General features: G+C 58.7%; 11 protein-coding genes. 10 read left to right on the plus strand and 1 reads right to left on the minus strand.

The genetic code is table 11. The features are described from left to right. Positions 1–96 precede the first annotated feature (96 nt). Positions 97–405, minus strand: a complete 309-nt coding sequence (locus RY831_RS05850; protein WP_326505383.1) for an OmpA family protein — start codon at positions 403–405, stop codon at positions 97–99. Positions 406–644: 239 nt separating this feature from the next. On the opposite strand from RY831_RS05850, the gene gyrA reads away from it, so the two are divergent. The 10 genes from gyrA to RY831_RS05900 all read left to right on the plus strand — a co-directional run bounded on the left by gyrA (position 645) and on the right by RY831_RS05900 (position 12,368). Continuing rightward, positions 645–3,260 carry a DNA gyrase subunit A gene (gene gyrA, locus RY831_RS05855; protein ID WP_326505384.1) on the plus strand — a complete coding sequence of 872 codons (2,616 nt, stop codon included), beginning with the start codon at positions 645–647 and terminating at the stop codon, positions 3,258–3,260. Beyond that, positions 3,257–4,360, plus strand: a complete 1,104-nt coding sequence (gene serC, locus RY831_RS05860; protein ID WP_326505385.1) for a 3-phosphoserine/phosphohydroxythreonine transaminase — start codon at positions 3,257–3,259, stop codon at positions 4,358–4,360. The genes gyrA and serC overlap by 4 nt, the downstream gene beginning before the upstream one ends. 97 nt (positions 4,361–4,457) lie before the next feature. Then, positions 4,458–5,534 carry a prephenate dehydratase gene (gene pheA, locus RY831_RS05865; protein ID WP_326505468.1) on the plus strand — a complete coding sequence of 359 codons (1,077 nt, stop codon included), beginning with the start codon at positions 4,458–4,460 and terminating at the stop codon, positions 5,532–5,534. A gap of 89 nt (positions 5,535–5,623) precedes the next feature. Further along, positions 5,624–6,730: a histidinol-phosphate transaminase gene (hisC, locus tag RY831_RS05870; RefSeq protein ID WP_326505386.1), complete on the plus strand. Its 1,107-nt coding sequence runs from the start codon at positions 5,624–5,626 to the stop codon at positions 6,728–6,730. A 21-nt stretch (positions 6,731–6,751) separates the two neighbouring features. Next, the gene (locus tag RY831_RS05875; RefSeq protein WP_326505387.1) at positions 6,752–7,651 is read left to right on the plus strand and encodes a prephenate dehydrogenase; all 900 of its coding nucleotides are present in this window, start codon (positions 6,752–6,754) and stop codon (positions 7,649–7,651) included. Further along, positions 7,651–8,976 (plus strand): 3-phosphoshikimate 1-carboxyvinyltransferase, encoded by a 1,326-nt coding sequence (gene aroA, locus RY831_RS05880; protein ID WP_326505388.1) that lies wholly within the window; start codon positions 7,651–7,653, stop codon positions 8,974–8,976. The genes RY831_RS05875 and aroA overlap by 1 nt, the downstream gene beginning before the upstream one ends. A 20-nt stretch (positions 8,977–8,996) precedes the next feature. Further along, the gene (cmk, locus tag RY831_RS05885) at positions 8,997–9,674 is read left to right on the plus strand and encodes a (d)CMP kinase (RefSeq protein ID WP_326505389.1); all 678 of its coding nucleotides are present in this window, start codon (positions 8,997–8,999) and stop codon (positions 9,672–9,674) included. A gap of 129 nt (positions 9,675–9,803) precedes the next feature. Then, on the plus strand, positions 9,804–11,510 hold the full coding sequence (gene rpsA, locus RY831_RS05890) for a 30S ribosomal protein S1 (protein WP_326505390.1): 1,707 nt from the start codon (positions 9,804–9,806) through the stop codon (positions 11,508–11,510). Between the two features lie 16 nt (positions 11,511–11,526). Next, positions 11,527–11,832: an integration host factor subunit beta gene (locus tag RY831_RS05895; protein ID WP_057289648.1), complete on the plus strand. Its 306-nt coding sequence runs from the start codon at positions 11,527–11,529 to the stop codon at positions 11,830–11,832. Between the two features lie 221 nt (positions 11,833–12,053). Further along, the gene (locus RY831_RS05900; protein WP_326505391.1) at positions 12,054–12,368 is read left to right on the plus strand and encodes a LapA family protein; all 315 of its coding nucleotides are present in this window, start codon (positions 12,054–12,056) and stop codon (positions 12,366–12,368) included. Positions 12,369–12,374: the final 6 nt, after the last annotated feature.

Here is a 12,374-nt window from a genome sequence, read left to right on the forward strand (position 1 = left end):
CGTTGGGTTTTTGCAACGGACTATTAAAATTTGGTGGTGTATTCTCATTGATTTACCGAAAAATCCGCAATTTTTTCAATTTCTCTTACACCTTTTCTATTTCGCGATGCCTTGAATTTCACTCACGACGCGGCGGTCGGGTGCCAGGCAATCAATCAAGGCGCAAGGAGGCAGCCTGCTTTTGCAGTAAGTCGATGGCTGCGCTGCGCCAAGGCCGAATGTTTCAATTTTTGCAAAATCCACTTTGTTTCTCAAGTAGTTCGCCACTGCGTTGGCCCGTCTCTCGGAAAGTCTCCGGTTATATTGCGGTGCACCCAATCGGTCGGTATGCCCACGAATTTTCATTCGTTCAACATTCGCACAGGCCGACACCTTGCCGCTTACATCTCCGATGACTGCATGCAAATTCGTTTGTGCCCAGAAAATTAACTGGTTGCAACATTCAATTTAAACACATTTCCCTTGCCAGGTCCTGCACAGGATCAAACATGGGATCGAATGCCGGTTGAAAACTGTCTTGCCGTCCGTCCGCTTCGGGAATAGGGCTGTCAGCATGGTAAAATTCGGGGTTTGGCATCGTTTTACTGCTGAGATGCCAAAAAACGATAAACAGCTCAACATCGCATAGACAGGCTTGCCCGCCAATGGATCAATTCGCAAAAGAGACTATCCCGATTTCCCTCGAAGAAGAGATGCGCAAGAGCTATCTCGATTACGCGATGAGCGTCATCGTGGGTCGCGCGCTTCCCGACGTGCGTGATGGCCTGAAGCCGGTACATCGGCGCGTGCTGTATGCCATGCACGAAACGAACAATGTCTGGAATCGGCCCTATGTGAAGTGCGCCCGCGTGGTCGGCGAGGTCATGGGTAAATACCATCCCCACGGCGACCAGGCAATCTACGACACACTGGTGCGTATGGCGCAGGATTTTTCCTTGCGTTATACATTGGTGGATGGTCAGGGCAATTTCGGCTCGGTGGATGGCGATAACGCCGCCGCGATGCGATACACCGAGTGCCGTCTTGACAAGATTTCGAGCGAACTGCTGGCTGACATCGAAAAGGAAACGGTCGATTTCGTTCCCAACTACGACGGCAAGGAAAAGGAGCCTTCGGTTCTGCCGACCCGCATTCCCAACCTGCTGATCAACGGCTCGTCCGGTATCGCAGTGGGAATGGCGACCAACATTCCGCCGCATAACATTACCGAAGTCATTGATGGCGCGTTGCATGTGCTGCGCAATCCCGAGTGCAGCGTCGACGAGCTGATCGAGATCATTCCCGCGCCGGATTTTCCGACCGCCGGCATCATCTACGGCGTCTCCGGCGTGCGCGACGGTTATCGTACCGGCCGCGGCCGTGTCGTCATGCGGGCTAAGACCCATTTCGAGGAATTCGGCAAGGATAGCCGTACCGCCATCATCGTCGACGAGCTGCCGTACCAGGTCAACAAGAAGTCACTGCTTGAGCGAATCGCCGAGCTGGTGCGCGACAAGAAGCTGGAAGGCATCTCCGACATCCGTGATGAGTCCGACAAGTCCGGCATGCGCGTGGTCATCGAGCTCAAGCGCGGCGAAGTGCCCGAGGTGGTGCTGAACAACCTCTACAAGCAGACCCAGCTGCAGGATACCTTCGGCATGAACATGGTGGCGCTTGTCGACGGCCAGCCGAAACTGCTGAACCTCAAGCAAATGCTGGAGTGCTTCCTGTCGCATCGCCGCGAAGTGGTGACGCGTCGCACGGTATTCGAATTGCGCAAGGCTCGCGAGCGCGGCCATGTGCTGGAAGGCCTTGCTGTCGCCCTGGCCAATATCGATGACTTCATCGCCATCATCAAGGCTGCGCCGACGCCGCCGATCGCAAAATCCGAGCTGATGGCGCGAGCCTGGGATTCTTCCGTGGTGCGCGAAATGCTGACGCGTGCAAGCGGCGAGAATTCCGGCGGCATCGATGCGTTCCGTCCCGAGAATCTGCCCAAGCATTACGGCATCCAGGCCGACGGCCTGTACAAGCTGTCCGACGATCAGGCCCAGGAAATCCTGCAGATGCGCCTGCAGCGCCTGACCGGCCTGGAGCAGGACAAGATCGTCAATGAATACAAGGAAGTCATGGCGCAGATCGCCGATCTGCTCGACATCCTCTCCAAGCCGGAACGCGTGACTGCCATCATCGTCGATGAGCTGAGCTCCGCTCGCAACGAGTACGGCGAGGGCAGCAAGGATGTGCGCCGTTCGCAGATCGAGCTCAATGCCACCGATCTCGGCACTGAAGACCTGATCACGCCGCAGGACATGGTGGTTACCCTGTCCCATTCCGGCTACATGAAATCCCAACCGGTGTCCGAGTATCGTGCCCAGAAGCGCGGCGGACGCGGCAAGCAGGCTATGGCGACCAAGGAAGACGACTGGATCGACCAGCTCTTCATTGCCAATACGCATGACTACATTCTCTGCTTCTCCAACCGGGGGCGCCTGTACTGGCTGAAGGTATGGGAAGTGCCGCAAGGCTCCCGCAATTCGCGGGGCAAGCCGATCGTCAACATGTTCCCGCTGCAGGATGGTGAAAAAATCACCGTGGTGCTGCCGCTGTCGGGCGATAACAGGTCGTTCCCGGAAGACCGCTACGTATTCATGTCCACCAGCCTGGGCACCGTGAAGAAGACGCCGCTGATCGAATTCAGCAATCCGCGCAAGGCAGGCATCATCGCGGTTGACCTGGACGAGGGCGATTTCCTGATCGGCGCAGCCCTGACCGACGGCAAGCACGACGTGATGCTGTTCTCCGATTCCGGCAAGGCGGTGCGCTTCGATGAAAACGATGTCCGCCCGATGGGACGCAATGCCCGCGGCGTGCGCGGCATGAGCCTGGAGGAGGGGCAGCAGGTTATCGCGTTGCTGGTGGCTGAAAACGAGCAGCAGTCAGTGCTGACCGCGACCGAGAACGGTTTTGGCAAGCGCACTCCCATCACCGAGTACACCCGTCATGGACGGGGCACCAAGGGCATGATCGCCATTCAGACCAGCGAGCGCAACGGCAAGGTCGTGGCAGCTACGCTGGTGGAGCCGACTGACGAAATCATGCTGATCACCACGGGTGGCGTGCTGATTCGTACCCGTGTCGCGGAAATCCGCGAAATGGGACGCGCAACGCAAGGCGTAACGCTGATCGCGGTGGAGGACGGCACCAAGCTGTCCGGCCTGCAGCGCATCCTGGAATCGGATGTCGAGGACGACAACGGCGGCGAGACGGAGGAGGCATGACACGCGTGTTCAACTTTTCCGCCGGCCCCGCGGTCCTGCCGCAGGAAGTCTTGCAGCAGGCCGCCGAGGAGATGCTCGACTGGCACGGCAGCGGCATGTCGGTGATGGAAATGAGCCATCGCGGGAAGGAATTCATTTCTATCTATGAGGCCGCGGAGCGGGATCTTCGTGATCTGCTCGGCGTGCCCGGCAACTACCGGATCCTTTTTCTGCAGGGCGGCGGCATCGGTGAAAACGCCATCGTGCCTTTGAACCTGGTGGGCAGAAAGAGCCAGCCCGCTGTGGTTGACTTCGTCAACACCGGTTCCTGGTCGAGCAAGTCGATCAAGGAAGCGAAGAAATACTGCCAGGTGAATGTTGCCGCTTCGTCGGAAGCGCAGAAATTCACGGCCATTCCGCCGCGCGAATCCTGGAAGCTTTCCAGGAACGCCGCCTATGTGCATATCTGCACCAATGAAACCATTGACGGCGTTGAATTCCAGTACACGCCGGATATCGCCGCCGACACTGATGGTGCGCCGCTGGTGGCCGACATGTCGTCGCATATCCTGTCGCGCGAGATCGATGTGTCCAAATACGGTGTGATCTTCGGCGGAGCGCAGAAGAACATCGGTCCCGCCGGATTGACGCTGGTCATCGTGCGTGACGACCTGATCGGTCAGGCTTTGCCGATCTGTCCTTCCGCCTTTGACTGGAAGCTGGTTGCAGATAACAATTCCATGTACAACACGCCGCCAACCTATGCCATCTATATCGCGGGGCTGGTGTTCCAGTGGCTGAAGCGCCAGGGCGGCGTCAAGGCAATGGAACAGCGCAACATTGCCAAGGCGGCGCTGTTGTACGACTATCTTGATTCGACCGGTTTCTACAGCAACAACATTGCGAAGGAATCCCGGTCGCGCATGAACGTACCGTTTTTCCTGAAGGACGAGACGTTGAATGAAGCGTTCCTCGCTGGCGCGAAGGAACGCAACCTGCTGCAGCTGAAGGGCCACAAGTCGGTCGGCGGCATGCGAGCATCGATCTACAATGCGATGCCCGTCGAGGGAGTGCAGGCGCTAGTCGATTATCTGAAAGAATTCGAAAAGAAGCACGGCTAATCCCGTTCCAGCGAAGCCGGCCGCCCATGCGTCCGTACTTACATAGTAGGTACATCGTTTGATTGGGCCGCCCTTCGCAGGCATGACCTCATTGACTATGACGGACGACAAACTCAAACCTCTTCGTGAGCAAATTGATGCGATCGATGCGCAATTGCTCGACCTCTTGAATCGCCGCGCACGTGTCGCGCAGGAAGTCGGCCATGTGAAAGCCGAGACCAATGCACCGGTGTTTCGCCCGGAGCGGGAAGCCCAGGTGCTGCGCAAGGTGGCCGACAACAATCCCGGCCCGCTCGACAGCCATGATGTCCAGACCATCTTCCGCGAAATCATGTCGTCCTGTCGCGCGCTTGAACGGCGCGTGACGGTCGCCTATCTCGGCCCGTCCGGGACCTTCAGCGAGCAAGCCGTCTACCTGCAGTTCGGCCGCGCCGTGGAAGGCCTGCCGTGCGCCACGATCGATGAAGTCTTTCGTGCCGCCGAAGCGGGTACGGCCGACTTCGGCGTCGTACCCGTGGAAAATTCCTCTGAAGGCGCCATCAACCGTACCCTTGATCTGCTGCTGCAGACCACCTTGAGCATCAGCGGCGAGCTGTCAATCCCCATCCACCACAGCCTGATGACCAAGTCCGGCGCGATGGATGGCGTGACCCGCATCTGCGCGCATTCGCAGGCGCTTGCACAATGCCAGGCATGGCTGAACCAGCAGTATCCGAACATCGAACGACAGGCCGTGGCATCCAACGGCGAAGCTGCGCGCCTGGCCAGTGAGGATCCGGCCACGGCGGCCATCGCCGGAGAGATTGCCGGGCAGCGGTACAACCTCGGCATCGTCAAGGCGCACGTCCAGGACGACCCTCACAATCGCACCCGGTTTGCGGTTGTCGGCCGCCTGCAGCCAGCGCCGAGCGGCAAGGACCAGACCTCGCTCGTGCTTGCCGTCCCCAATAAGGCCGGCGCGGTGCACAACCTGCTCGCACCGCTCGCAAGGCATGGTGTGTCGATGACGCGGTTCGAATCCCGTCCGGCGCGCATCGGGACCTGGGAATATTATTTCTATGTGGATGTGGAAGGGCATGCGGAAGAGGCGAAGGTGTCCGCCGCCCTGGTGGAACTGCGCCAGAATGCCGCATTCTTCAAGCTTCTCGGCTCCTATCCTTTCACTCTCGATTGAGAGTGCCGCCAGCGGCGCGGTGTCCCGGTGCTCCTGAGTCCGGGTGCAGCTGCTGGTTCGCCTTTCGTGCAAATTTTTGGAAATAGTTCATGTCCATTCAATTCGGTCCAGATTATGTTCGCGCAATTGCCCCTTATCAGGGCGGCAAACCCATTGCAGAAGTTGCAAGGGAGTTCGGCCTTGACGAGGCGAAGATCATCAAGCTCGCATCCAACGAAAATCCGCTCGGCATGCCGGAATCGGCAAGACAAGCCATGCTCGCTGCGATGAACGAGCTCGGGCGTTACCCCGACTCGAACGGCTACGAATTGAAGCAGACCATCACTGCGAAATATGGAGTCCCGGCGGACTGGGTCACGCTGGGCAACGGCAGCAACGATATCCTTGAACTCGCGGCGCACGCGTTTGTGCAGCCTGGCCAGGCGGTGATCTATGCCCAGTATTCCTTCGCCGTTTATGCGCTTGCCACCCAGGCGGTCGGCGGCCGCGCCGATGTCGTGCCGGCAAAGAACTACGGCCACGACCTGGGCGCCATGCTGGAGGCGGTGACCGGCGATACACGTCTGGTGTTCATCGCCAATCCCAACAATCCCACCGGCACCTTCATCGCTCCCGGCGAGATCGAAGCCTTTCTGCGCAAGGTGCCGGCAAATGTGGTGGTCGTACTCGACGAGGCATACAACGAATACCTCGCGCCCGAACTGCAATACGATTCCATTGCGTGGGTGCGCCAGTATCCGAACCTGCTGGTATCGCGCACCTTGTCCAAGGCCTATGGCCTGGCCGGACTGCGCATCGGGTTCGGCATAGCGCAGCCGGGCATCACCGACCTGCTCAATCGTATTCGCCAGCCGTTCAACGTCAATTCCATGGCGCAGGCGGCTGCCATTGCCGCGCTCAACGACGATGCCTTCCTGCGCAGGAGCGCGCAGATCAACACCGATGGCTACAGGCAGCTGACGCAGGCCTTCATTGAGATGGATCTCGAGTACGTGCCATCGTACGGAAACTTCGTGCTGTTTCGCGCCGGCAGCGACGATGCGGCGGGTGCCCGGATCAATCTCGAACTGCTCAGGCGCGGCATCATCGTGCGTCCGGTCGGCAATTACGGCATGCCGCAATGGCTCCGCGTTTCCATCGGACTGCCTGAAGAGAACGCCGCGTTCATTGCTGCGCTCAAGGAAATCCTGTCCTGACCCATCATCCGAGCGACTGTCGTGTTCAAGAAAATATCAATCTTTGGCGTTGGCCTGATCGGCGGCTCGTTCGCGCTCGCGCTCAAGCGCGCGGGCGCAGTCAATGAAGTCGTTGGCGTCGGCCGGCGAATGGAAACGCTGGAGCGCGCAAGGCAGCTCGGCATCATCGACCATGCATGCAGCTCCGTGGAGGATGCGGTCAGCGGAGCGGATCTGATCCTGGTGGCCGCACCGGTGGCGCAGACGGAAACCATCCTGGCTTCGATTGCGCCGCATCTGCGGCCCGGCACCGTGGTGACCGACGCGGGAAGCACCAAGAGCGATGTGGTTGAAGCCGCCCGCATGGCGCTGGGTCCGAAGATCGCGCAATTCGTGCCCGGCCATCCGATCGCCGGGCGCGAACAGAATGGCCCCGACGCGGCGATCGTCGACCTCTATGCGGGCAAGAAGGCGGTGCTCACGCCACTGCCTGAAAACAGTGCCGAAGATGTGGAGAAGGTGGCGAGCGCCTGGAAACATTGCGGCGCGATCATCCATCGGCTTTCCGCGGAAGAGCATGACAAGGTCTTCGCCGCGGTCAGCCACTTGCCGCACCTGCTCGCTTATGCGCTGGTCGACGACATTGCGCACAAGCCGCATGCCGGCCTGCTGTTCCAGTATGCCGCGAGCGGCTTCCGCGATTTCACCCGGATCGCCGGTTCTTCTCCGGAAATGTGGCGCGACATTACGCTGGCCAACCAGCCGGCGCTGCTGTCCGAACTCGACTCCTACCTGGAACAACTTGCCTCCCTGCGAGCTCTACTTGCTGAGCGAAACGGAAGCGCCATCGAGGCGATCTACGCCAATGCGCAGCGTGCCCGCCATCAGTGGATCACCACTATCGAGGCGGCTGAAAAGCAGAATACACAAGGCGGCGACTAATGAAACACTATCCTCATCACCTCGATCTGCAACCCGCGCTGCGCGCGCAGGGAAGCATGCGGCTCCCAGGCTCCAAGAGCATTTCCAATCGCACGCTGCTGCTGGCGGCTCTGGCCGGCGGCGTCACGAGAATCCATGATCTGCTCGCTTCCGATGACACCCATGTCATGCTGATGGCATTGCAAAAGCTGGGCGTGCGCTGGGAGCAGGTCGGCGAATCGCAGGAATATGTTGTGCATGGAGTGGATGGCGTATTGCCGGTGCACCAGGCGGATTTGTTCATGGGCAACGCAGGTACCGCGATTCGTCCATTGACGGCGGCGCTGGCCGCGATCGGCGGCGACTATACGCTGCATGGCGTTTCACGCATGCATGAACGGCCGATCGGCGACCTTGTCGATGCGCTGAACGCCGCCGGCATGCGTATCGAATACACCGGCGAGCCCGGCTTTCCGCCGCTGCATATCCGGCGCGGCCAGATCCATACGCGCCGCATGTCGGTCAAAGGCAACGTATCGAGCCAGTTTCTCACCGCGCTGCTGATGGCGGCACCGCTCATGGCACGCGAGGAAGCGGTCGTGATTGACGTCATCGGTGAACTGATTTCCAAACCCTACATCGAAATCACCCTGAACCTGATGAAGCGGTTCGGCGTCATCGTCGAGCGTGAAGGCTGGCAGTCATTCACCGTTGCGGCAGGCCAGCGTTACTGCAGCCCGGGCAGCATTCACGTCGAAGGCGATGCATCCTCCGCTTCCTATTTTCTCGCGGCGGGCGCGATTGCCGGCGGACCTGTGCGGGTGGAGGGTGTCGGACGCGACAGCATCCAGGGTGACGTGCGTTTCGTGCAAGCCCTGGAGCAGATGGGCGCGGCGGTCACGCTGGGAGACAACTGGATCGAAGCCCGCTCGAACGGGATGCTCAAGGCGATCGATGCCGATTTCAATCATATTCCCGATGCCGCGATGACAATTGCCGTCGCTGCCCTGTATGCGGACGGCGTCAGTACGCTGCGCAATATCGGAAGCTGGCGCGTCAAGGAAACCGACCGCCTGAGCGCGATGGCGACCGAACTGCGGAAACTCGGTGCGGCGGTGGAGGAGGGCGATGACTATCTGCGTATCGCCCCGCCCGAACGAATTGCTCCCGCCGCCATCGATACTTATGACGACCATAGAATGGCGATGTGCTTTTCGCTTGCTTCTCTCGACGGCGCGGCGCGGCGCGGCGCGCAGATTCGGATCATGGATCCGAAATGCGTCGCCAAGACCTTTCCCGATTACTTCGAAGCCTTTGCCATGGTGACGCGTGGCGATCTTATCTGACTGATAACCGATAACCTACGATGCAGCATTCCCAACCGATCCCAGTCATTACCATCGACGGACCAACCGCCTCGGGGAAAGGTACCGTTGCTCATCGCGTGGCACTGCAATTGCGGTTTCACTACCTCGATTCCGGCGCCTTGTATCGGCTGACCGCATTGTCGGCGCTACGTCACAAGGTTTCGTTGACCGATGAACATGCGCTGTCCAAGCTCGCCGAAAAACTGCAATGCCGTTTCGAGGGCGATCAGATCTGGCTTTCCCAGGAAAACGTCACCGCGGCGATCCGTGCAGAGGAGGTCGGCAATACGGCGTCGCGGATTGCCGTATTGCCAATGCTGCGCCACGCTCTGGTCGGATTGCAGCACAGCTTTCGCACCGCGCCTGGGCTAGTAGCAGACGGCCGTGACATGGGAACCGTGATTTTTCCGAGCGCAAGCCTCAAGGTTTTCCTGACTGCAAGCGTCGAGGCACGCGCCGGCCGCCGATATAAGCAATTGATTGACAAAGGTATTCCTGCTAATATGGACGACCTTCTCAAGGATTTGAGAGAGCGCGATGCGCGCGATTCAAGTCGCGCGGTGGCGCCATTGAAACCGGCGGAAGGGGCGCACATATTGGACACTTCGGAGTTGACGGCCGATCAGGCGGTTGATCAGGTGCTCAAGTGGTACGCAGCCGTAAGGAAGCAGGTGTAGAAGTCGTACGCTGTTTTGCCGTTGTTGTTCGATTGGTGCCCGGCTTGGCGCAAGGCCTTGGCGGGTGTTGATTAACTTAACCCAGATGATCGTCATGTTGGCGATTGCTGGCTAACCCCATTTCTATTTATGTCTACTGCGCAACAAGAATCAACCGGTATGGAAAGCTTTGCAGCCCTGTTCGAGGAATCGCTTTCTCGTCAGGACATGCGTTCCGGTGAGGTCATTTCGGCTGAAGTCGTTCGCCTTGATCACAACTTCGTGATCGTGAACGCCGGCCTGAAGTCCGAAGCTTTCATCCCCGTCGAAGAATTCAAGAACGACAACGGCGAACTCGAAGTCCAGGTTGGCGACTTCATTTCCGTTGCGATCGAATCGCTGGAAAACGGTTTTGGCGACACTATCCTGTCGCGCGACAAGGCCAAGCGTCTGGCATCGTGGCTCTCGCTGGAAAAGGCGATGGAGTCTGGCGAGATCGTTACGGGCACCGTCAACGGCAAGGTCAAGGGCGGTCTGACTGTCCTGACCAACGGCATTCGTGCATTCCTCCCGGGTTCGCTGGTCGATACGCGTCCGGTCAAGGACACGACGCCGTACGAAGGCAAGACCATGGAATTCAAGGTCATCAAGCTGGATCGCAAGCGCAACAACGTTGTGCTGTCCCGCCGCGCCGTCATCGAGGCTTCGATGGGCGAAGAGCGTGCGAAGCTGATGGAAACCCTGAAGGAAGGCACAGTCGTCACCGGTATCGTCAAGAACATCACCGACTACGGTGCGTTCGTTGACCTCGGCGGCATCGACGGCCTGCTGCACATCACCGACCTCGCATGGCGTCGCGTGCGTCATCCGTCGGAAGTGCTGTCCGTCGGTCAGGAGATCACCGCAAAGGTCCTCAAGTACGATCAGGAAAAGAACCGCGTCTCGCTGGGCGTCAAGCAGCTGGGCGACGATCCCTGGACCGGTCTGTCCCGTCGTTATCCGCAAGGCACACGCCTGTTCGGCAAGGTCACCAACCTGACCGACTACGGTGCATTCGTTGAAGTGGAGCAGGGCATCGAAGGCCTGGTCCACGTTTCCGAAATGGACTGGACCAACAAGAACGTGGCGCCGAACAAGGTTGTCCAGCTGGGCGACGAAGTCGAAGTCATGGTTCTGGAAATCGACGAAGAGCGTCGCCGCATCTCCCTCGGCATGAAGCAGTGCAAGCCGAATCCCTGGGACGATTTCGCGATGTCGCACAAGAAGGGCGACAAGGTCCGTGGCGCGATCAAGTCGATTACCGACTTCGGCGTGTTCATCGGCCTGGCTGGCAACATCGACGGCCTGGTCCACCTGTCCGACCTGTCCTGGACTGAAGCCGGCGAAGAAGCCGTCCGCAAGTTCAAGAAGGGCGACGAGCTGGAAGCAGTCGTGCTGGCGATCGATGTCGAGCGCGAGCGCGTTTCCCTGGGCGTCAAGCAGCTTGAAGGTGATCCGTTCAACAACTACGCTGCGATGAACGACAAGGGTGCAATCGTGTCCGGTACGGTCAAGTCGGTTGAGCCGAAGGGCGCTGTGATCCAGTTGTCCGATGAAGTCGAAGGCTATCTGCGTGCATCCGAAATCTCCCGCGACCGCGTGGAAGATGCCGGTACGCACCTGAAGGTCGGCGACAAGGTCGAGGCTCTGGTGATCAATATCGATCGCAAGGCACGCAGCATCCAGCTGTCGATCAAGGCAAAGGACAACGCCGAGACACAGGAAGCCATGCAGAAGATGTCTGCTGACTCCAATGCGGCTTCGGGCACCACCAGCCTGGGCGCACTGCTGAAAGCAAAACTCGACAACAAGCAGTAAGCATCGAGAGCATTAAATGACTAAGTCGGAGCTGATAGCCCGTCTCGCCGAGCGTTATCCGCAGCTTGTTGCAAAAGATGCGGATTACGCGGTGAAAACCATCCTGGATGCAATGGCCGACGCTCTGTCGAATGGCCAGCGCATCGAGATTCGTGGCTTCGGCAGTTTTGCATTGAATAGCAGGCCGCCACGCATCGGCCGCAACCCCAAGTCAGGGGACAAAGTGATGGTCCCGGAAAAACGGGTGCCGCATTTCAAGCCTGGCAAGGAATTGCGGGAACGTGTCGATGCGATGGTTGGGCAGCCGATCAAAGAAGACTGAGTCCTGGCTGATGCAGTCGATGTAGCGGCGATAAGTGGTTTCATTTCCGTTGCATTGGCTTGGCAATCAAGCAGCATGGAAGTATCAAAACGGCATCTCAGGATGCCGTTTTTTTTACCCTAATGTTTTCACGTACAATTTCAGATTCTTCCACACCATCCCGCAACATTCCTTCCCATGGTCAGACAACCGGATCGATTCGCTAATGGAGTTGCCGCAGCATGAAAATTCTTTTTCGCATCCTTGCTGCCATCCTGTTTATCTTGTTCTTCGGATTTGCGCTAAAAAATACGCAAGAAGCGGCGCTGCGCTTTTTCTTCGACTATGAAATCCGGGGGCCGCTTGTCATGCTGCTGCTCGCCTTCTTCATAGGCGGCGCTACGCTGGGCATCCTGGCCATGCTGCCGACATTGTTCCGTTACCGCCGAGAACTCGGCCGCCACAAGAAAACCCTTGTTGGCATCGAGCAGGAAAAAGCCCAGGTACTCAAAGCACGCGCGCTTCCGCCGCAACCGGATAGCGTCATCAATACATGATTGCCT

The organism is Noviherbaspirillum album, from assembly GCF_035916955.1.
In the GTDB taxonomy this organism is placed as follows: Bacteria; Pseudomonadota; Gammaproteobacteria; order Burkholderiales; family Burkholderiaceae_D; genus Noviherbaspirillum; species Noviherbaspirillum album.

Coding starts and splice junctions, on each gene's coding strand:
- gyrA (WP_326505384.1), top strand. CDS start 645: ATGGATCAATTCGCAAAAGAGACTATCCCGATTTCCCTCGAAGAAGAG.
- serC (WP_326505385.1), top strand. CDS start 3,257: ATGACACGCGTGTTCAACTTTTCCGCCGGCCCCGCGGTCCTGCCGCAG.
- pheA (WP_326505468.1), top strand. CDS start 4,458: ATGACGGACGACAAACTCAAACCTCTTCGTGAGCAAATTGATGCGATC.
- hisC (WP_326505386.1), top strand. CDS start 5,624: ATGTCCATTCAATTCGGTCCAGATTATGTTCGCGCAATTGCCCCTTAT.
- aroA (WP_326505388.1), top strand. CDS start 7,651: ATGAAACACTATCCTCATCACCTCGATCTGCAACCCGCGCTGCGCGCG.
- cmk (WP_326505389.1), top strand. CDS start 8,997: ATGCAGCATTCCCAACCGATCCCAGTCATTACCATCGACGGACCAACC.
- rpsA (WP_326505390.1), top strand. CDS start 9,804: ATGTCTACTGCGCAACAAGAATCAACCGGTATGGAAAGCTTTGCAGCC.
- RY831_RS05895 (WP_057289648.1), top strand. CDS start 11,527: ATGACTAAGTCGGAGCTGATAGCCCGTCTCGCCGAGCGTTATCCGCAG.
- RY831_RS05900 (WP_326505391.1), top strand. CDS start 12,054: ATGAAAATTCTTTTTCGCATCCTTGCTGCCATCCTGTTTATCTTGTTC.